18 protein-coding genes are annotated in these 19,065 nt (G+C 59.0%); 8 read left to right on the forward strand and 10 right to left on the reverse strand.

Translation table 11 applies throughout. The annotated features are described in order from the left end of the window. Positions 1-40: 40 nt before the first annotated feature. The 4 genes from mobA to ABWQ00_RS02415 form a co-directional block, all read right to left on the reverse strand. The gene (gene mobA, locus ABWQ00_RS02400) at positions 41-664 is read right to left on the reverse strand and encodes a molybdenum cofactor guanylyltransferase MobA (protein WP_353237065.1); all 624 of its coding nucleotides are present in this window, start codon (positions 662-664) and stop codon (positions 41-43) included. A gap of 5 nt (positions 665-669) precedes the next feature. After that, positions 670-1,812: a GTP 3',8-cyclase MoaA gene (gene moaA, locus ABWQ00_RS02405; protein ID WP_353237066.1), complete on the reverse strand. Its 1,143-nt coding sequence runs from the start codon at positions 1,810-1,812 to the stop codon at positions 670-672. Between the two features lie 75 nt (positions 1,813-1,887). Next, complete coding sequence (locus ABWQ00_RS02410) at positions 1,888-3,321, reverse strand: aldehyde dehydrogenase family protein (RefSeq protein ID WP_353237067.1); 1,434 nt, start codon at positions 3,319-3,321, stop codon at positions 1,888-1,890. Between the two features lie 119 nt (positions 3,322-3,440). Next, positions 3,441-5,510, reverse strand: coding sequence for a sodium-translocating pyrophosphatase (locus ABWQ00_RS02415; RefSeq protein ID WP_353237068.1), 2,070 nt, complete (start codon positions 5,508-5,510; stop codon positions 3,441-3,443). 217 nt (positions 5,511-5,727) lie between these two features. On the opposite strand from ABWQ00_RS02415, the gene ppa reads away from it, so the two are divergent. Next, complete coding sequence (gene ppa, locus ABWQ00_RS02420; RefSeq protein ID WP_353237069.1) at positions 5,728-6,264, forward strand: inorganic diphosphatase; 537 nt, start codon at positions 5,728-5,730, stop codon at positions 6,262-6,264. Positions 6,265-6,360: 96 nt separating this feature from the next. Here the strand turns inward: ppa and ABWQ00_RS02425 are convergent, their stop codons facing one another. Further along, on the reverse strand, positions 6,361-7,548 hold the full coding sequence (locus ABWQ00_RS02425) for a GNAT family N-acetyltransferase (protein WP_353237070.1): 1,188 nt from the start codon (positions 7,546-7,548) through the stop codon (positions 6,361-6,363). A 4-nt stretch (positions 7,549-7,552) separates the two neighbouring features. Here ABWQ00_RS02425 and ABWQ00_RS02430 point away from each other — a divergent pair, with 4 nt between their 5' ends. Together ABWQ00_RS02430 and ABWQ00_RS02435 are read left to right on the forward strand one after the other, a co-directional pair. Then, positions 7,553-9,226, forward strand: a complete 1,674-nt coding sequence (locus tag ABWQ00_RS02430) for an NAD+ synthase (protein ID WP_353237071.1) — start codon at positions 7,553-7,555, stop codon at positions 9,224-9,226. A gap of 35 nt (positions 9,227-9,261) precedes the next feature. After that, positions 9,262-9,600 carry a P-II family nitrogen regulator gene (locus ABWQ00_RS02435; protein WP_353237072.1) on the forward strand — a complete coding sequence of 113 codons (339 nt, stop codon included), beginning with the start codon at positions 9,262-9,264 and terminating at the stop codon, positions 9,598-9,600. 86 nt (positions 9,601-9,686) lie between these two features. Here ABWQ00_RS02435 and ABWQ00_RS02440 read toward each other — a convergent pair whose 3' ends face one another. The 5 genes from ABWQ00_RS02440 to ABWQ00_RS02460 form a co-directional block, all read right to left on the reverse strand. After that, the gene (locus ABWQ00_RS02440) at positions 9,687-10,298 is read right to left on the reverse strand and encodes an LOG family protein (protein WP_353237073.1); all 612 of its coding nucleotides are present in this window, start codon (positions 10,296-10,298) and stop codon (positions 9,687-9,689) included. Between the two features lie 7 nt (positions 10,299-10,305). After that, on the reverse strand, positions 10,306-10,845 hold the full coding sequence (locus tag ABWQ00_RS02445; protein WP_353237074.1) for an RDD family protein: 540 nt from the start codon (positions 10,843-10,845) through the stop codon (positions 10,306-10,308). Further along, on the reverse strand, positions 10,842-11,387 hold the full coding sequence (locus ABWQ00_RS02450; RefSeq protein ID WP_353237075.1) for a DUF3106 domain-containing protein: 546 nt from the start codon (positions 11,385-11,387) through the stop codon (positions 10,842-10,844). The genes ABWQ00_RS02445 and ABWQ00_RS02450 overlap by 4 nt, the downstream gene beginning before the upstream one ends. Positions 11,388-11,619: 232 nt before the next feature. After that, the gene (locus tag ABWQ00_RS02455; RefSeq protein WP_353237076.1) at positions 11,620-12,057 is read right to left on the reverse strand and encodes a DUF3619 family protein; all 438 of its coding nucleotides are present in this window, start codon (positions 12,055-12,057) and stop codon (positions 11,620-11,622) included. After that, on the reverse strand, positions 12,054-12,620 hold the full coding sequence (locus ABWQ00_RS02460) for an RNA polymerase sigma factor (RefSeq protein ID WP_353237077.1): 567 nt from the start codon (positions 12,618-12,620) through the stop codon (positions 12,054-12,056). Before ABWQ00_RS02460 ends, ABWQ00_RS02455 begins: the two co-directional genes overlap by 4 nt. A 299-nt stretch (positions 12,621-12,919) precedes the next feature. On the opposite strand from ABWQ00_RS02460, the gene ABWQ00_RS02465 reads away from it, so the two are divergent. From ABWQ00_RS02465 to ABWQ00_RS02485, 5 genes are all read left to right on the forward strand, one after another. After that, positions 12,920-14,692: an acetolactate synthase 3 catalytic subunit gene (locus ABWQ00_RS02465; RefSeq protein WP_353237078.1), complete on the forward strand. Its 1,773-nt coding sequence runs from the start codon at positions 12,920-12,922 to the stop codon at positions 14,690-14,692. An 84-nt stretch (positions 14,693-14,776) separates the two neighbouring features. Then, positions 14,777-15,268: an acetolactate synthase small subunit gene (gene ilvN / locus ABWQ00_RS02470; protein ID WP_353237079.1), complete on the forward strand. Its 492-nt coding sequence runs from the start codon at positions 14,777-14,779 to the stop codon at positions 15,266-15,268. 40 nt (positions 15,269-15,308) lie between these two features. Next, positions 15,309-16,325 (forward strand): ketol-acid reductoisomerase, encoded by a 1,017-nt coding sequence (ilvC, locus tag ABWQ00_RS02475; RefSeq protein ID WP_353237080.1) that lies wholly within the window; start codon positions 15,309-15,311, stop codon positions 16,323-16,325. A 117-nt stretch (positions 16,326-16,442) separates the two neighbouring features. Then, the gene (pssA, locus tag ABWQ00_RS02480) at positions 16,443-17,264 is read left to right on the forward strand and encodes a CDP-diacylglycerol--serine O-phosphatidyltransferase (protein WP_353237081.1); all 822 of its coding nucleotides are present in this window, start codon (positions 16,443-16,445) and stop codon (positions 17,262-17,264) included. Positions 17,265-17,461: 197 nt separating this feature from the next. Next, positions 17,462-19,000 (forward strand): 2-isopropylmalate synthase, encoded by a 1,539-nt coding sequence (locus ABWQ00_RS02485; RefSeq protein WP_353237082.1) that lies wholly within the window; start codon positions 17,462-17,464, stop codon positions 18,998-19,000. The last annotated feature ends 65 nt before the right edge of the window (positions 19,001-19,065 follow it).

Here is a 19,065-nt window from a genome sequence, read left to right on the forward strand (position 1 = left end):
AGCAATGGCGATGGGGCACGGCGCTGTCGTGCGTCAGGTTTCAAAGAGACTCGAGTTGCTGCAATTCAGCCAACGTGTTGGCGTTGGAAAAAGCATGCGGGCTGTCGCCAGGCAAGTCAAAGGGCACGATGGCGCAGCGGTGTTGAGCGGTCCAAGCATCAATTTTGCGGCCGCCGCTTTGGGTGAACTTGACCAGACTTTCAAGCAAATCCAGCTTGAGCAAACAAAACACCGGTTGAGGGCGCACCGTGCCATCTCCTTCTGGGGCTGCGGCCATGGCCATGTCGGCGTCTTGCTCGTGCAGAGCTTGCACCAGTCGCTCCACCAAATCGAGCGGAAACAGCGGCGAGTCGCAAGGCACGGTGAGCAACAGAGGGGTTTCGCAGCGTTCAAGGCCCGTCAAAAAACCCGCCAAAGGCCCGGCAAAACCGTCGATGCTGTCAGGCCAGACGGCCACACCCAACGATTCATAGGCTGCCAAGTTGCGGTTGGCGTTGATCATCACTTCTTGCAGCGGCAGGCTTTGTATCTGCAAGCGCATCAAGGTTTGCAAGGCCAAGGGCAGACCGTGGAAGTTTTGCAGACCTTTGTCGGAGCCGCCCATGCGGGAGCCGCGCCCACCTGCGAGGATGAGGCCGGTGATGCCCGGTGTGTTGTGGTTCATGGCGTTCAGCCTCCGATGTAGCTCATTTCCACCCGGCGGCCGGGGCCGCTGGCGGTGTCTGGGCCGCGCAGGCTGCGCAGCACCGAATATTGGTCAGTCCGCCCGCGCCAGACGGCGTCCACCGTTTGGGCCAGTGCGTTATCGGATTGCAGCGGGTCACGCAGCAGTTGACGCAGGTCATAACCTTGGCTGGCAAACAGGCACAAATACAAGCGCCCTTCGGTCGACAGACGGGCGCGGTTGCAGTCGCCGCAAAACGCCTGCGTCACGCTGCTGATCACGCCGATCTCGCCCAGCGACGGGTCGTGCTCGCCTTGGGCGTTGGCATAGCCCCAGCGCTCGGCGGTCTCGCCGGGGGCCGCTGGGTCGAGTTGCACCAGGGGCAGCTCGGCATGCAAGCGACGCACCACTTCGGCGCTGGGCAGCACCTCGTCCATGCACCAGCCGTTCGTCGCGCCTACGTCCATGTACTCGATGAAGCGCAAAACAATGCCCGTGCCCTGGAAATGCCGCGCCATGGGCAAGATTTCGTGTTCGTTGGTGCCGCGTTTGACCACCATGTTGACCTTGATGGGGCCAAGATCCGCAGCCCTAGCCGCCTCGATCCCGGCCAGCACATCGGCCACCGGAAAGTCCACATCGTTCATCTGGCGAAAGACGGTGTCGTCTAGGCCGTCTAGGCTCACTGTCACGCGTTGCAGCCCGGCATCTTTGAGGCTTTGAGCCTTGCGCGCCAACAGCGAACCGTTGGTGGTCAGTGTCAAATCCAGTGGCTGGCCGTCGGGCGTGCGCAGCGCGGACAATTGCTCGATCAGGATTTCGATGTTCTTGCGCAGCAGGGGCTCACCGCCCGTCAGGCGAATTTTGCGCACGCCCCGGCCCACAAACACGTTGGCGATGCGGGTGATTTCCTCAAAGCTCAGCAAATGGCTTTGAGGCAGGTAGGCGTAGTCTTTGTCAAAGACTTCTTTGGGCATGCAGTAACTGCACCTGAAGTTGCAGCGGTCGGTCACGCTGATGCGCAAATCGGTCAGCGGGCGGCGTAGCCCATCCAACGGCAATGAGCTCAGGTCATGCCCCGCAGGCAGCGGGGGCAAGGGCAAGCTGGGATGGCGCTGGTCAACCAGCGGAATGACACGTTCAGACATGGGGGTTGATTGTGCCCGAGCCATTACGCCGAGCTGGCAGCATGGTCAAGAAACACAAGCCCGAATGCGGGCACTTCAGCCGTGTTGGATGGCCACGGTTTTCAGGGTGGTGAAACCCATCAGGGCTTCAAACCCTTTTTCGCGGCCGTAGCCCGACGATTTGACGCCGCCAAAGGGCAGTTCCACACCGCCGCCTGCGCCGTAGTTGTTGATGAACACTTGGCCGCTGCGCACGCGCTTGGCCATGCGAAATTGCCGCCCACCGTCGCGCGTCCAGATACCGGCGACCAAGCCGAACTCGGTGGCATTGGCCAATTCGACCGCGTGGTCTTCGTCGGTGAAGGACATGGCCGACAGCACCGGGCCAAACACTTCTTCTTGGGCCAGTCGGTGCATCACCGGCACGTCGCGCAGCAATGTGGGGGCCTGGTAAAAGCCACCCGCAGGCACGCCCACCGCAATGTGCCCTTGGGCGACCACCGTGATGCCATCGGCGCGGGCTTGGTCCAGAAAGCCGGTGACACGCGCCAACTGGCTGGCGCGGATCAGCGGCCCCAAGTCCAGGTTCATGGCGGCCGAGCCGACCTGCAAGCGGCCAAAGGCCTCGCCCAGGCGTTTCAACAGCGGCTCGTAAATGCCTTGCTGAATTAAGACACGTGAGCCCGCGCTGCAGGTCTGGCCCGAGTTCTGCACGATGGCATTGACCACGACGGGAATGGCTGCGTCCAGGTCGGCGTCGTCAAAAATGATCTGAGGGCTCTTGCCGCCCAGCTCCAGGGTCACTGGGCAGTGCCGCTCGGCCGCCACTTGTTGGATCAGCGTGCCCACGCGCGGGCTACCGGTGAAACTGATGTGGTCAATGCCCGGGTGCCGCGCCAGCGCGTCGCCCACTTCGTGGCCATAGCCGGTGACGATGTTGATGGCCCCCGGCGGAAAGCCCACCTCGGCGGCCAGCTGCGCCACCCGGATCAGGCTCAGGCAGGCGTCTTCGGCCGGTTTGACCACGCAGGCATTCCCTGCGGCCAAAGCGCCGCCCACACTGCGGCCAAAAATCTGCATCGGGTAGTTCCAGGGAATCACATGGCCCGTCACGCCATGCGGCTCGCGCCAGGTCAGCACGCTGTAGCCATTTTGATAAGGCAGGGTCTCGCCGTGCAGCTTGTCGCAAGCCCCGGCATAAAACTCAAAATACCGCGCCAAAGCTATCGAGTCGGCGGCAGCCTGTTTGGTGGGTTTGCCGCAATCGCGCTGTTCCAGCGCGGCCAGCTCGGCGGCGTGCTCGCTCACTTTTTGCGACAGCTTCATGAGCAAGCGACCACGCTCCATGGCGCTCAACTTGCCCCAGGGGCCGTTGAAGGCGGCCCGAGCAGCCTGCACCGCTTGGTCGATGTCGGCCGCCTGGCTGCGCGGGATCTGATCGAACACCTGCCCGTCAGACGGGTCGAGCACGTCGATGGTTTGGCCGGCCAGGGCAGGGGTCGATTGGTTGGCGATGAAGTTCATTTGCATGGGGCTATTGTGAACCCGGGCAGGATTTTGAAAATCACCCACGGGACATCGATCTGTGCGATCAGCCGGGTACAAAAAAAGGCCCGCCGAAGCGGGCCTGTCAGACCTTGCAAAGGGGGTCAGGTGCCGTGAACCTGCATGACCAGAGGCACGATCAGCAGCGCCACGATGTTGATGATCTTGATCAGCGGGTTGATCGCCGGGCCAGCGGTGTCCTTGTAAGGGTCTCCCACCGTATCACCGGTCACGGCCGCTTTGTGGGCGTCTGAGCCCTTGCCGCCGTGATGGCCGTCTTCGATGTATTTCTTGGCGTTGTCCCAAGCACCACCGCCGGTACACATGGAAATCGCCACAAACAGGCCGGTGATGATGGTACCCATCAACAAACCGCCCAGCGCCTTGGGGCCCAAGATCAAACCGACCAGCACCGGCACCACCACCGGCAACAGGCTGGGAATGACCATTTCCTTGATGGCGGCTGTGGTCAGCATGTCCACAGCCTTGCCGTATTCGGGCTTGGCCGTGCCTTCCATGATGCCGGGGATCTCCTTGAACTGGCGACGTACTTCAACCACCACGCTGCCTGCAGCACGGCCCACCGCTTCCATGGCCATGGCCCCGAACAGGTAGGGGATCAGCCCGCCAATGAACAGACCAATGATGACCAGAGGGTCGGACAAGTCAAAACTGATGGCTTTGCCGTAGGCCTCCAGTTTGTGGGTGTAGTCGGCAAACAGCACCAGCGAGGCCAGGCCTGCCGAGCCGATGGCGTAACCCTTGGTCACGGCCTTGGTGGTGTTGCCCACGGCATCCAGCGGGTCGGTGATGTCGCGCACACTGCTGGGCATTTCAGCCATTTCTGCAATACCACCCGCGTTGTCGGTGATGGGACCATAAGCGTCCAGCGCCACCACGATGCCCGCCATGCTCAGCATGGATGTAGCCGCCACGGCAATGCCGTACAGGCCACCCAGAGCGTACGCGGTCCAGATGGCCAGGCAGACAAACATCACAGGCCAAGCCGTTGAGCGCATGGACACGCCCAGGCCAGCGATGATGTTGGTGCCGTGGCCGGTGGTCGAGGCTTGCGCAATGTGCTGCACCGGGGCGTATTGGGTGCCGGTGTAGAACTCAGTGATCCAGACCAAGGCGGCCGTGAGCACCAGACCCACAGCACAGGCGCCAAACAGTTTCATTTGGCTGCCCGCAGCGCCCAGGGCGTTGTCAGGTATCAGCCAGGTGGTGACAAAGTAAAAGGCGATCAAGGACAGCACACCCGAGATAGCCAAGCCTTTGTAGAGCGCAGGCATCACATTGGTCATGCCCGGAGAGGCCTTGACGAAGAAGCAACCAATGATGGAGGCGATGATGGACACCGCGCCCAAGGCCAGCGGGTACAGCACGGCCTGACCTGGGGCAGCTGAAATCAGCAAGGCTCCCAGCACCATGGTCGCGATCAAGGTCACGGCATACGTCTCGAACAGATCGGCGGCCATGCCAGCGCAGTCGCCCACGTTGTCGCCCACGTTGTCGGCAATCACAGCGGGGTTGCGTGGATCGTCCTCGGGAATGCCGGCTTCCACTTTGCCCACCAGGTCGGCCCCCACGTCAGCGCCCTTGGTGAAAATGCCGCCGCCCAGTCGGGCAAAAATTGAGATCAGCGAAGAGCCAAAGGCAAAGCCGATCAGGGGGTTGAGCAAATTGGCCAGGTTCTTGTCGGGTGTCAGGTTGCCGTTGCCGACCAAAAACCAGTAAAAACCGGACACACCCAACAAACCCAAGCCCACCACCAGCATGCCGGTGATGGCACCACCCCGAAACGCCACGTCCAGCGCCGGGCCAATGCCTTTGGTGGCGGCTTGGGCCGTGCGCACGTTGGCTTTGACCGACACATTCATGCCGATGAAACCGCACGCGCCAGAGAGCACCGCACCGATCACGAAGCCGATGGCGGTGATGCCATCCAGAAAGATGGCCATCAGGATGGCCAGCACCACGCCGACGATGGCGATGGTTTTGTATTGCCGGGCCAAGTAGGCCGCCGCACCGGCCTGAATGGCCGCTGCAATTTCCTGCATCCGGGCATTGCCGGCATCTTGAGAAAGGATCCACCCTCGGGCCCAAATGCCGTAAGCCACGGCAATCAAACCACATACGAGCGCCAGAATGAGCGCTGAATTTCCTGTCATCGTTGAACTCCTCGATGGTTGTCGCTGAACAGAGGGGCAACGCACTGGAGACCCCTCCATGGCGTTGCTTCCTCGATCACCGAAACCGGAGAACGATTGGCCAACAGCACATTAAAGAGGCTGGATCACGATCTGCGCAAGCCTTGTGAAAGTAAAATCGGGGTTAATCCCTAGTGATCTTCGTTTTTCATTAACTTTTCACCCCGAGACCTGCAAGATGTCCCTCGACAACGTCACCCCCGGCAAACAAGCGCCCGAAACTTTCAACGTGATCATCGAAATCCCGATGAACGCCGATCCGATCAAGTACGAAGTGGACAAGGAAACCGGCGCCTTGTTCGTGGACCGTTTCATGACCACGGCCATGCACTACCCCACCAATTACGGATACGTGCCCCAAACCCTGTCTGGCGACGGAGACCCGGTGGACGTGTTGGTGATCACCCCTTACGCCTTGCACCCCGGTGTGGTGGTGCCCTGCCGTGCCCTGGGCATTTTGATGATGGAAGACGAGGCCGGTGTGGATGGCAAGGTGGTGGCTGTGCCGACCAGCAAAATTTTGCCGATGTACGACCACTGGCAAGACATCTCAGATGTGAACGCGATGCGCCGCAACGCGATCGCTCACTTCTTTGAGCACTACAAAGACCTTGAAAAAGGCAAGTGGGTCAAGGTGTTGGGCTGGGAAGGCAAAGAATCCGCGCACAAGGAAATTTTGGACGGCATCGCGGCTTACAACAAAACCAAGGCCTGATGCGGCTGGGTTAGCGTTCACCTTGTTGGGCGCTGGCTGTGGCACCCAACGCCTGCAGTGCCTGCGCCGTGCGGGCGTTTTTTCATGGCGGCTGATTTATGGCAACTTTTTCAGCGGCGAGTGCTGATTGAGCGCTTCCAGGTAGTTCTCCACCCCCGCTTTTTCCCGCTCCAGATACCTCGCCACCGCCTCAGAAAACGACGGGTGCGCCAGCCAGTGGGCGCTGTGCGTGGGTGTGGGCAGCAGGGCACGGGCCATTTTGTGTTCGCCTTGTGCGCCGCCTTCAAAGCGTTTGAGGCCGTTTTGGATGCACCAATCAATAGGCTGGTAATAACAGGCTTCAAAGTGCAGGCAGTCCACCCGGGCCAGCGCGCCCCAGTAACGGCCGTAAGCCACTTCGGGCTGGCCTTGGGCGTTCAGGTGCAGGCCGATCAGGCTGATGCCTATGGGCTGTGCCTCGTGTTCGGCCACAAACAGCAGCCAGTTGGCCGCCATGTCGCGGCGCATGGACTCAAAAAACGCCGGGGTCAAATACGGTGCATTGCCGTGTTCCCAATAGGTTTGTTGGTAGCAACGCAGCAGCAGGGCCCAGTCGGCGTCCGTCATGTCGGGGCCGCGCACGGCGTGAAACGTGACGCCCGCATCAGCCACTTTGCGGCGTTCTTGCCGGATTTTTTTGCGCTTTTCTTGCGTCAGGCTGGCCAAAAAGTCATCGAAGTCGCGCCAGCCCTGGTTTTGCCAGTGGAACTGCACCTGGTCACGCTGCAGCAGCCCGGCTTGTTCGCAGGCCTGCAGGTCTTGCGCGCTGCCAAACAGGATGTGCAGCGAGGGGATGTTGTTGGTTTGGCAGATGTCCAGCAAGGCGGCCAGCAGGGCTTGGCGGGCGTCGTCAGATTCGGCCAGCAGGCGGCTGCCAGGCACCGGGGTGAAGGGTGGGGCGACCAGGGCTTTGGGGTAATAGTCCAGGCCGTGGCGCTGGTAGGCGTCGGCCCAGGCGTGGTCAAACACGTATTCACCGCGCGAATGGGCCTTGAGGTAGAGCGGGCAGGCAGCGGCCAACACATCGCCTTGCGGGGTGCTGCGCCACAGGCTGATGACTTGCAGCGTCCAGCCGGACTCGGGCGCGGCCGATTGGCTGGTCTGCATGGCCGACAAATAGGCATGCTGCATGAAGGGGGATGGCGCATCTTGCCGGGCGAGCAAGCCGTCCCAGGCTTCAGGTGCGATGGCACCCAGGTCGTCTTGCACCCGGGTGACATAATTCAAGCTCACATTTTCCAGCACCTGTATGACTCTCCAAATTCGTGTGGCCCAGCTCAACTTTGTCGTCGGTGACATGCCGGGCAATGCCCGCAAGATCATCGATTTCGCCACCCGGGCGCATGCCGAGGGTGCGCGCCTGGTGTTGACGCCCGAGCTGTCGATTTGCGGTTATGCGGCCGAAGATTTGTTGCTGCGCCCCGCCTTCATGGATGCCTGTGATGATGCCCTGAAAACAGTGGCCCGCGAACTGGCTGGGTTAAAAGGTTTGCATGTGGTGGTGGGCCACCCCGAAGGCGGCGGCCTGCGCACCCGCAGCGTGGCCGTCACGCGCCGCCACAACCGCGCGAGCGTGCTCTGCGAGGGGCAGGTGGTCTGCGCTTACGACAAGCGCGAGCTGCCCAACTACCAGGTGTTTGACGAGCACCGTTACTTCACCCCCGGTCATGGCGTGGGCGTGTTCGAGGTCCAGGGCGTGCGGGTAGGTCTGTTGATTTGCGAAGACGCTTGGTTTGACGAACCGGCTCGTCTGGCGCGAGACGAGGGCGCGCAAATGCTGGCCGTGCTGAACGCTTCGCCTTTTCATGCGGGCAAGGGCCCGGAGCGCGAGCAGCGCATGCGCGAGCGCGTGGCCGATTGCGGTTTGCCCCTGATTTACGCCCACTTGGTGGGCGGCCAGGACGAGGTGATTTTTGAAGGGCGCTCGTTTGCGCTCAATGCCCAGGGCGACACCGTGGCGCGGGCCGAGGGCTTTCGCGAGGCCGATTTGGCTGTGCAGGCAACGGTTGGCCAGCAGGGTTTGACGTTGACCGCTGCGGCCGATGCCTTGGTGCCTTTGGCCAGTGCCGATGCCGAGTTGTGGGATGCGCTGGTGCTGGGCGTGCGCGACTATTTGGGCAAGAACGGTTTCAAGGGCGCCATTTTGGGCCTGTCGGGCGGCATCGATTCGGCGCTGGTGTTGGCCATTGCGGTGGATGCGATTGGGGCCGACAAGATCCACGCGGTGATGATGCCCTCGCCCTACACGGCCGACATCAGCTGGATCGATTCGCGCGACATGGTCAAGCGCTTGAGCGTGCGGTATGACGAGATCTCGATTGCGCCGCTGTTTGATGGCTTCAAGCAGGCGCTGTCGCTCCAGTTTGAGGGACTGAAAGAAGACACGACCGAAGAAAACATCCAGGCCCGCATTCGCGGCACGCTGCTCATGGCGCTGTCCAACAAAACCGGGGCCATTGTGCTGACCACCGGCAACAAGAGCGAGATGGCCACGGGTTATTGCACCCTGTATGGCGACATGGCGGGCGGTTTTGCGGTCATCAAAGACGTGGTCAAGACCCGTGTGTTTGACCTGGCCCGCTGGCGCAACCTGAACGACCCCTATGGCACGGGCAGTCAGCCGATTCCTGAGCGCATCATCACCCGGCCGCCCAGCGCCGAGTTGCGCCCCGACCAGAAAGACCAGGACAGCTTGCCAGCGTATGAGGTGCTGGATGCGATCATTCAGCGCTACATGGAAAACGACGAAGGCGTGGAGGCGTTGATTGCTGACGGCTTTGAGCGGGCCGATGTGGAGAAAGTGACCCGCCTGATCAAGCTCAACGAGTACAAACGCCGTCAATCGCCCGTGGGCATTCGCGTGACGCACCGCAGTTTTGGCAAGGATTGGCGTTATCCTATGACCAACAAATTTCGGGCCTGAAACCAGGCGCTCTCTATTTTTCGAGGACATTTCACATGAAGCAGATCACCGCCGTCATCAAACCTTTCAAATTGGAAGAAGTCCGTGAAGCCTTGGCCGAATGCGGCGTGACGGGCCTCACGGTGACCGAAGTCAAAGGTTTTGGCCGTCAAAAAGGCCACACCGAGCTGTACCGGGGTGCCGAGTACGTGGTCGACTTTTTGCCCAAAGTCAAGGTGGAAGTGGTGGTCAAGGACGACGATGTGGACAGCTGCGTGGACGCCATCATCAAGGCTGCTCGCACCGGCAAGATCGGTGATGGCAAGATTTTTGTGACTACGGTCGAGCGCGTGGTGCGCATCCGCACGGGTGAGCAGGACGAAACCGCGATTTGATGGGGGATTGCAGGGCCTTGATGCCAAGGCCTGCATGGTTCACAGGTGGCGGGTGGTGGTGCAGCCACCGCGCCTTGGTCAGTCGATCAAATCAGTTCGACCTTGGCGCGGGGTGAAAAGCCCGCTTTTTGTACCAAACTTTGCAGCAGCGCTTCGGGCTCGGTGCCCAGTGTCACCAGTTCGGTTTGCCAGTCGGCCATGAAACCCTGGTTAACCACTTGGCCAATGAAGGCCATCAAGCTGTCGTAATAGCCCAAGCTGTTGAGGATGCCCACGGGTTTGTCGTGGTAGCCCAGTTGACGCCAGGTCCATACCTCAAACAGCTCTTCAAACGTGCCGATGCCGCCGGGTAGGGCCAAGAAGGCATCGGCTTTGTCGGCCATCAGGCGTTTGCGTTCGTGCATGGTGTCCACCACATGCAACTCGGTGCAACCGTGGTGCGCCCATTCTTTTTCAACCAAGGCGGTCGGGATGATGCCGACCACCGTGCCGCCCGCCGCCATGGTGGCTTCGGCCACCAGGCCCATGAGGCCGTTGCGCCCGCCACCATAGACCAATTGACCACCATGCGTGCCGATCCAGGTGCCTACTTGCACCGCAATTTGGGCAAATTCGGCTTGGTTGCCGGGTTTGGAGCCGCAGTAGACGCAGACCGAAAAGGCCGGCTGTGCGGTTGGGGGTGAAAGGGGCTGGTTCATGGGTTGTTCAGACAGCAGAAACCAGCCGTGTGCCCGCCCAAGCGTCGTGCCAGAACTGGCGCTGGGGATGAAAGCGGCTGAGCCAAGCCCAGACAAAGACCCAGACAAAGATGAGCAGACCGATCGAGCCGGGAGGTAGGCCTAAGGGGATGGTCAGCAACAGGGGGGGCAAAAACCACATCCAGCTCAACACATAGCGCAGCAGGGCGCGGCTTTGGCTCAGGGGCAGGCCTTGCGCGCTGACGACTTTGACGTGCCAGGTTTTCATGGCCAGGGTCTGGCCCCGGTGCCAAAACCAGGTGAAGTAAATGCCAAGAATCAAAAACAGGAAAGCCTGCAAGCCGGGGCGGTTGTCCAGGGCGTGGCGGGTCTGACTCAGGCTGCTGAACAGATAGCCCGCAATGAAGACAACCCCAAAAAGAAGCATGCCTTCGTACAACCAACAGGCCATGCGCCGCTTGATAGAGGGGGCCTGAAGGGGGATGCTATGAGGGGGTGTGGGTGCCGTGGCGTCGGGCGTGGGGGTGTCAGGCTTGCGCGGGCTCATGAAGGTTTGGATTTGGCGTCAGCGGGTTGCGGCAGCAGGGTTTTGGGGTTGACCGGCTGGCGGGGCGCGATGGTTTGGAAAATGAGATTGCCTTCGGCTGGGATGGGCGGAGGTTTCACCAGACGCTTGTTGGGCGGGGCTGTGCTGCGTGCACCACTTTTCAGAGGGGACTTGATGCCGGTGCTGAGTTTGTCTTTTTCAGCCTCTGACAATTGCTGATAGGCCTCCCATTGCGCGCGTTTGTCTTCAATGGACAGGGACTGGGTGGTATTGAAGTTAAAACGTGCAAGGCTGCGTTGGCGTGGGCTGAGTGCAGCCCATTCCCGCATGCGTCCATGCAAGATCACTTGTTCAGGGTCGCTCAGCTGGTAAAAACCTCTGGCCAAGATCAACCATTTTTGTTTTTGCTGGGGAGTCAACTCATCCCATTTGTCGTTCAGGGGCAGCAAGGCTTGTTTTTGTCTCTTGCTCAAGGAGGCCCATGCACGAGACTCTTCAGCAGCTTTCTCAGGTGCCGGTGCTGTACGCTGTTCAGCCGCCATAGAGGCTTCTGTGCGCGGTGCTGACGATGTTGAGGGAAGCGTTTCCGCTGTGGCTGTCTCCGCCGCAGGGACAGAGGCTGATGCGGGGGAGGTCGACGAAGGGCTTTGTGCCAGCGCGGGCAAGCCAGCCAGCAAAAGGCACCAAGCCACCCAGCCAAACAGCATCAGCTGGGTTCTTTGGGGCGGTGGTGCGGTCGGCTTTGTGGCGGTATCCGGCCGGTGCAAACCCTGATCAATCATTTCGGGTGGGCTGAACCAGTTGGACTTTCAGGAATTGCAAAAAGCCCGGGTCGGTGTAGGCGTCTGGGGGCAGGTCGTCCAGCAAAAGTGCAGAGTCAATGGAGGCGATGTCGGATTCGGTGAGTTCTTGCTGAATGGCTTGCACCAAAATGAGGCCCATGACCAAGGCCACCAAGGGCAAGGCGGAGGCAAGGATGCGCCACAGGTTCAAACCTTCACCGTGACCCGTCAGCGAACCATTGGCTTGAAGTGCGGTTCGATAACGCATCAGGCGGATGGGGGCGGGGCGGGATTCAAGGGCTCGGACACGCGCAATCCGCAAGCGCTCGCAGATGTCATGGCCCATGTTTTGGGTGGCCAAGTCGAGTTGCTTCGTGAAAGTGTGGCCCCAAAGGTCCATGTCGGCAGTGTGGGTGATGGGGTTTTTCATGGCTTCATGCCCTGGTCTGACAAGGTTTTACTCAGTGCCAAAATGGCGCGGGAGCAATGGGTTTTGACGCTGCCCTCAGAGCAACCCATCACTGCAGCGGTTTCAGACACGTCCAGTTCCTCCCAATAACGCAGCAGGAAGGCTTCTCGTTGACGTGGAGGCAAATTCATGACGGCCTTTTCAATTTGCACAACGGTTTGCATGCGTGAGACCAAGGACTCAGCGCTTTGCTGGGATGGTAAGTCGGTATCCCCCGGAAGGACCTCAATAGACTCAAAGTGACCGGGACTTTCATCGTTTTCAAAGTCATCCCGGTTTGAAAACAGGGCGTTGCGCGTCTTTCGACGTCGGAACCAATCCAGAACGGTGTTGGACAAAATCCTCTGAAACAGCAGGGGGATCTCGGACAAAGGCTTGTCCGCATAGTTGGTGCACAACTTGATCATGCTGTCTTGGACAATGTCCAATGCGGCCTCTTCATCCCGGACGTGGAAATAAGCTCTTTTGAAAGCCTTTTTCTCCGCGCTTTTCAGAAAGTCAGACAGTTCTAAATCCGAGGCCAACTTGTTGAACAGCGATGCTGTGTCCTGTGGTGATGGTGCTTTGGGGTGCGGGTAGGAGCACCCGAAGGCGACACAGATTATGGCACTGAGACGTTGGCCGTGAAATGGCAAGCTTGGTCAGTTTTCTAACAGTGCCATAATCCTAGGTTGCAATTGAAAAAAAGCAAACGGATCACCGTCCGGCACTTTTACAGTTTGGTGCCCATGTCTGTGGTCTCAAGTCCCAAAGCCACTTCACAAGAGTCGCGCCCAGGGGCACCCAAGGTTTTTCGTTAGAGAAATTCACAAAGGTTGAATATATGGAAATCAACAAAGCCGAAATGGCATCCGCTGCGTCCGTCGCTTCTTCTGGCCAAGAATTGCGTGGGGCTGAAATTCTGGTCAAAGCGCTCCAGGCCGAAAACGTTCAGTTCGTCTGGGGCTACCCTGGTGGGGCCGTGCTCCACATCTACGACGCTTTTTACAAGCAAGAAACTATCCAGCACGTTCTGGTGCGTCATGAGCAAGCCGCTGTGCACGCCGCAGACGGTTATGCCCGCGCCACAGGCGAGGTCGGTGTGGCCTTGGTCACTTCGGGTCCTGGCCTGACCAATGCCGTGACCGGCATTGCCACCGCCTACATGGACAGTATTCCCATGGTCATCATCAGCGGGCAGGTGCCCACTGCGGCCATTGGCCTCGATGCCTTCCAGGAGTGCGACACCGTGGGCATTACGCGCCCCATCGTCAAGCACAACTTCTTGGTCAAAGACGCCAAGGACATGGCCGAGGTCATGAAAAAAGCCTTCCACATTGCCCGCACAGGCCGCCCTGGCCCTGTGGTGGTGGATGTGCCCAAGGATGTGTCGTTCAACAAAGTGATGTTCAACGGCTACCCCGACAAGGTGGAGATGCGCTCCTACAACCCGGTGCGCAAGGGCCACGGTGGCCAGATCCGCAAAGCCATGCAGCTGTTGATGTCGGCCAAGCGCCCTTACATCTACACCGGCGGCGGTGTGTTGCTGAGCAATGCCAGCCCCGAGTTGCGCGCACTGGTGGACATGTTGAACTTCCCGGTCACCAACACCTTGATGGGTTTGGGCGCGTTTCCGGCCAATGACCGTCGGTTCCTGGGCATGCTGGGCATGCACGGCACGCTCGAAGCCAACAACGCCATGCAAAACTGTGACGTTTTGCTGGCCGTGGGTGCTCGTTTTGACGACCGCGTGATTGGCAACCCCAAGCATTTCGCGCAAAACGAACGCAAAATCATCCACATCGATATCGATCCTTCCAGCATTTCCAAGCGGGTCAAGGTGGATGTGCCGATCGTGGGTGATGTGAAAGACGTGTTGATCGAGTTGATGGGCATGATCCGCGAGTCCGGCCTCAAGCCCGACATTCAGGCACTGGCGCAGTGGTGGCAGACAGTCGAGGGGTGGCGCAGCCGTGATTGCATGAAGTACGACAGCAACAACAGCTTGGTCATCAAGCCGCAAAAGGTCATCGAGACCTTGTGGGACATGACCAAGGACGCTGACGCTTACATCACCTCCGATGTGGGCCAACACCAGATGTGGGCTGCCCAGTATTACAAGTTCAACGAGCCTCGCCGCTGGATCAACTCCGGTGGTCTGGGAACCATGGGTGTGGGCATTCCTTACGCTATGGGCATCAAGTTGGCCAAGCCCGACAGCGAGGTGTATTGCGTGACAGGTGAAGGCTCGGTGCAAATGTGCATTCAGGAGCTCTCAACCTGCCTGCAGTACAACACGCCCATCAAAGTCGTGGCCCTGAACAACGGTTACTTGGGCATGGTGCGACAGTGGCAGGAGATTGATTATTCCGGTCGTTACAGCCACAGCTACATGGATGCTTTACCCGACTTCGTGAAGTTGGCCGAGGCCTATGGCCACGTTGGCATCTTGGTGGAAAAGCCTGAGGACGTGGAGCCTGCTTTGCGCGAAGCTCGCAGGCTCAAGGACCGCACGGTTTTCCTGGATATCCGCACGGACCCCACTGAAAACGTGTTCCCCATGGTTCAGGCTGGCAAAGGCATCACCGAGATGCTGATGGGTTCTGAAGATCTTTAAATTTTTCCCACTGGACGAATCTATTGCCCGCCAAGCCTGCGCATTACCGTGCGCAGGGGAGGGCGGCGAGAAGAGGAATCACACATGAAACACATCATCGCTGTATTGATTGAAAACGAAGCGGGCGCCTTGTCCCGCGTGGTGGGGCTGTTTTCGGCACGAGGCTACAACATCGAGTCCTTGACCGTGGCCCCGACCGAAGACCCCAGTTTGTCGCGCATGACCATCCAGACCGCGGGCTCTGACGATGTCATTGAACAAATCACCAAGCACCTGAACCGCCTGATCGAGGTGGTCAAGGTGGTCGACCTGACCGAAGGCGCTTACACCGAGCGCGAGCTGATGCTCGTCAAGGTGCGTGCGGTGGGTAAGGAACGCGAAGAAATGAAACGCATGGCCGACATCTTCCGTGGCCGTGTGATTGATGTCACCGACAAGAGCTACACGATCGAACTCACCGGTGACCAATTGAAGAACGACGCCTTTTTGGAGGCGATCGACCGCAGTGCCATCTTGGAGACCGTGCGCACGGGTGCATGCGGTATCGGGCGCGGCGAGCGCATCCTGCGCGTCTAAACTCAGCTCTTGAACCTGTTTTATTCCTAAGGAGAACCCTGTGAAAGTTTTTTACGACAAAGATTGTGATTTGAGCGTCATCAAGGGCAAGACCGTTGCCATCATTGGTTACGGTTCGCAAGGCCACGCGCACGCTCAGAACCTGAACGACAGCGGCGTCAAAGTGGTGGTCGGTCTGCGCAAAGGCGGCGCATCGTGGGACAAAGTCGGCAAAGCCGGTCTCACGGTGATGGAAGTCAACGATGCGGTCAAGACCGCAGACGTGGTCATGATCTTGTTGCCCGACGAGCAAATCGCCGAGGTTTACACCAACAACGTGGCCCCCAACATCAAGCAAGGCGCTTCGCTGGCGTTTGCCCATGGTTTCAACGTGCACTACAACCAGGTCGTTCCCCGCGAAGACTTGGATGTGTGGATGGTTGCCCCCAAGGCCCCAGGCCACACCGTGCGCAACACCTACACCCAAGGTGGCGGCGTGCCCCACCTGGTGGCGATTCACCAGGACAAGAGCGGCAAGGCCCGCGCGTTGGCCCTGAGCTACGCCATGGCCAATGGTGGCGGCAAGGCCGGCATCATCGAAACCAACTTCAAGGAAGAGACTGAGACCGACCTGTTCGGTGAGCAGGCTGTTCTTTGCGGTGGTGCCGTCGAGCTGATCAAGATGGGTTACGAGACCTTGGTGGAAGCCGGTTACGCCCCTGAAATGGCTTACTTTGAGTGCTTACACGAGTTGAAGCTGATCGTGGATCTGATCTATGAAGGCGGCATTGCCAACATGAACTACTCGATCTCGAACAACGCCGAGTACGGCGAGTACGTGACAGGTCCAGAAGTGATCAACGAGGAGTCGCGTGTCGCCATGCGCAATGCCTTGAAGCGCATCCAGACGGGTGAATACGCCAAGATGTTCATTTTGGAAGGCAAAACCAACTACCCCAGCATGACGGCCCGCCGCCGTTTGACTTCGGAGCACTCCATCGAAGTCGTTGGCGCACAGCTGCGCGCCATGATGCCTTGGATTGCCAAGAACAAGCTGGTTGACAAGACCCGCAACTGATCCTGCCATTGGGCAAAATTGGAAAAGGCCACTGCGGTGGCCTTTTTCTTGGGCGCTCGGTCTGCCTTAAACTTGACTGACAGGGATGGCGCCAACAAACTGAAACAGGAATGGACGATGAGTAAAACCAACGCAAACGAAGTCGCAGAAGACTCTGAGGTTCCGGCGCCTGTGCGCAAACCCTCAAAGGGCATCTACATGCTGCCCAATATGATCACTTTGGCGGCTCTTTTTGCTGGGTTTTATGCCATCGTCATGGCCATCAATGGCCGCTTTGACCTGGCTACTGTGGGCATCTTCAGCGCCATGGTGCTTGATAGCCTGGACGGACGCGTGGCCCGCATGACCAACACCCAAAGCGCGTTTGGCGAGCAAATGGATTCACTGTCTGACATGGTGTCTTTTGGTGCAGCGCCCGCGTTGATTGCTTATGTCTGGACCTTGAAGGAACTCGGGCGTTGGGGCTGGATCGCCGCATTCGTTTATTGCGCCTGTGCCGCATTGCGTCTGGCACGTTTTAATGTCAACACTGCTGTGGTGGACAAGCGCTACTTTCAGGGGTTGCCATCGCCCGCAGCCGCGGCCCTGGTGATGGGATTTGTTTGGATCATGTTTGACAACGCCGTCCCGGCCAAAGCCGTGTCCTGGGGTATGTTTGCTGTGTGCTTGTTCGCAGGCCTGACCATGGTGACCAATGTGCCTTTTTACAGTTTCAAGGACATGCACATGAAAAAGAGCGTGCCTTTTGCCACACTGGTTTTGGTGGCCTTGGGCATCGCAGTGGTCAATATCGACCCGCCCATTGTGCTGTTTGCCTTGTTTGTGGCCTATGGGCTGAGCGGTTATGTGATCTATGTTTGGCGAAAGGCCAAGGGACAACCTACCAGCATGATTAGCACCTCCACCGACGAACCCGATGAGCGCGGCCTGCACCAGTGATGTCCGGTGCACGACAAGGCCCGAATTGAACTGTGCTAAAGTCTTTCCATGAAATTTATTTTGTCTGCACTACTGCTAGCGCCCCACGGGCGGGATGTGTAGCGCACGCAAACATTTTCCCAAAAGGCCCGTATGCCAACCGCATCGGGCCTTTTGCATTTTTGCTTGGACTTGCGGTTTTTTGACCAGGAGTGAACATGACTGACAAACTGATTATTTTCGACACCACCTTGCGCGATGGCGAACAGTCGCCCGGTGCCTCCATGACACGTGACGAGAAGCTGCGCATTGCCCGCCAGCTGGAGCGTCTGCGCGTGGACGTGATCGAAGCCGGTTTTGCCGCAAGCTCCAATGGGGATTTCGAGGCTGTCAAAAGTATCGCCGACGTGATCAAAGATTCCACTATTTGCTCTCTTTCTCGCGCCAATGATCGCGACATCGCGCGTGCGGCCGAGGCGCTGAAAGGTGCCAACAGTGGCCGCATCCACACGTTCATTGCCACGTCGCCACTGCACATGGAAAAAAAGTTGCGCATGACGCCCGACCAAGTGTTTGAGCAGGCCAAGCAGTCGGTGCGCTTTGCCCGCAATTTGGTGGCCGATGTGGAATTCAGCCCGGAAGACGGCTACCGCAGCGACATGGACTTTTTATGCCAAATTCTGGAGGCAGTGATCGCTGAAGGCGCCACCACCATCAACGTGCCCGATACCGTGGGTTATGCCGTGCCAGAGCTGTATGGTGAGTTCATCCGCACCTTGCGTGAGCGCATTCCCAACTCGGACAAGGCGATTTGGTCCGTGCATTGCCACAACGACTTGGGCATGGCGGTGGCCAATTCTCTGGCTGGTGTGAAGATCGGCGGGGCGCGTCAGGTCGAGTGCACCATCAACGGTTTGGGCGAGCGTGCGGGCAATTGCTCGCTCGAAGAAGTGGTCATGGCCGTCAAAACGCGGCGTGACTATTTTGGCCTCGACATTGGCATTGACACCAGCCACATCGTGGCCGCCAGCCGCATGGTCAGCCAGACCACCGGTTTTGTAGTGCAGCCCAACAAGGCCGTGGTCGGCGCCAACGCCTTTGCCCATGCCTCCGGCATACACCAAGATGGCGTGCTCAAGGCGCGAGACACCTACGAGATCATGCGTGCGGAGGACGTGGGCTGGACCACCAACAAGATCGTGCTGGGCAAACTCAGCGGCCGCAACGCGTTCAAACAGCGTTTGCAGGACTTGGGCGTCACGCTCGACAGCGAAACCGAAATCAACAACGCCTTTGCCAAGTTCAAGGAATTGGCCGACCGCAAGAGCGAGATCTTTGACGAAGATATCCTGGCCTTGGTCAGCGATGAGAGTGTGACCGCTGAAAAAGAGCAGTATGGCTTTGTCTCCATGTCGCAGCACAGTGAGACCGGCGAGCGGCCACACGCTTCGGTGGTGTTCACCATTGCGGGCAAAGAGGTGCGCAGCGAATCCGATGGGAATGGGCCCGTCGATGCCTCACTCAAAGCGATTGAGTCGCAGATCAAGAGTGGTGCTGAAATGGTGCTTTATTCGGTCAATGCCATCAGTGGCTCGACGGAAAGCCAAGGGGAAGTGACGGTTCGCCTCCAAAACAGTGGCCGAGTGGTCAATGGCGTAGGCTCCGACCCGGACATTGTGGTGGCCTCTGCCAAAGCCTATTTGAGCGCCTTGAATAAACTGCAAAGCAAGGCGGATCGGGTCGCAGCACAAGGGTAAATGGGTACTTTTAAAGTGCCATCTGGCTTGAATAAAGTCACGCAAGTTATTGTTCTTGCGTGACT

The organism is Limnohabitans sp. (assembly GCF_040400975.1).
Lineage (GTDB): Bacteria > Pseudomonadota > Gammaproteobacteria > Burkholderiales > Burkholderiaceae_C > Limnohabitans_A.

What these genes read in the sequence shown, in the direction of transcription:
- mobA (WP_353237065.1), bottom strand. Translation starts at nt 664, where the DNA reads ATGAACCACAACACACCGGGCATCACCGGCCTCATCCTCGCAGGTGGG.
- moaA (WP_353237066.1), bottom strand. Translation starts at nt 1,812, where the DNA reads ATGTCTGAACGTGTCATTCCGCTGGTTGACCAGCGCCATCCCAGCTTG.
- ABWQ00_RS02410 (WP_353237067.1), bottom strand. Translation starts at nt 3,321, where the DNA reads ATGCAAATGAACTTCATCGCCAACCAATCGACCCCTGCCCTGGCCGGC.
- ABWQ00_RS02415 (WP_353237068.1), bottom strand. Translation starts at nt 5,510, where the DNA reads ATGACAGGAAATTCAGCGCTCATTCTGGCGCTCGTATGTGGTTTGATT.
- ppa (WP_353237069.1), top strand. Translation starts at nt 5,728, where the DNA reads ATGTCCCTCGACAACGTCACCCCCGGCAAACAAGCGCCCGAAACTTTC.
- ABWQ00_RS02430 (WP_353237071.1), top strand. Translation starts at nt 7,553, where the DNA reads ATGACTCTCCAAATTCGTGTGGCCCAGCTCAACTTTGTCGTCGGTGAC.
- ABWQ00_RS02435 (WP_353237072.1), top strand. Translation starts at nt 9,262, where the DNA reads ATGAAGCAGATCACCGCCGTCATCAAACCTTTCAAATTGGAAGAAGTC.
- ABWQ00_RS02440 (WP_353237073.1), bottom strand. Translation starts at nt 10,298, where the DNA reads ATGAACCAGCCCCTTTCACCCCCAACCGCACAGCCGGCCTTTTCGGTC.
- ABWQ00_RS02445 (WP_353237074.1), bottom strand. Translation starts at nt 10,845, where the DNA reads ATGAGCCCGCGCAAGCCTGACACCCCCACGCCCGACGCCACGGCACCC.
- ABWQ00_RS02450 (WP_353237075.1), bottom strand. Translation starts at nt 11,387, where the DNA reads ATGGCGGCTGAACAGCGTACAGCACCGGCACCTGAGAAAGCTGCTGAA.
- ABWQ00_RS02455 (WP_353237076.1), bottom strand. Translation starts at nt 12,057, where the DNA reads ATGAAAAACCCCATCACCCACACTGCCGACATGGACCTTTGGGGCCAC.
- ABWQ00_RS02465 (WP_353237078.1), top strand. Translation starts at nt 12,920, where the DNA reads ATGGAAATCAACAAAGCCGAAATGGCATCCGCTGCGTCCGTCGCTTCT.
- ilvN (WP_353237079.1), top strand. Translation starts at nt 14,777, where the DNA reads ATGAAACACATCATCGCTGTATTGATTGAAAACGAAGCGGGCGCCTTG.
- pssA (WP_353237081.1), top strand. Translation starts at nt 16,443, where the DNA reads ATGAGTAAAACCAACGCAAACGAAGTCGCAGAAGACTCTGAGGTTCCG.
- ABWQ00_RS02485 (WP_353237082.1), top strand. Translation starts at nt 17,462, where the DNA reads ATGACTGACAAACTGATTATTTTCGACACCACCTTGCGCGATGGCGAA.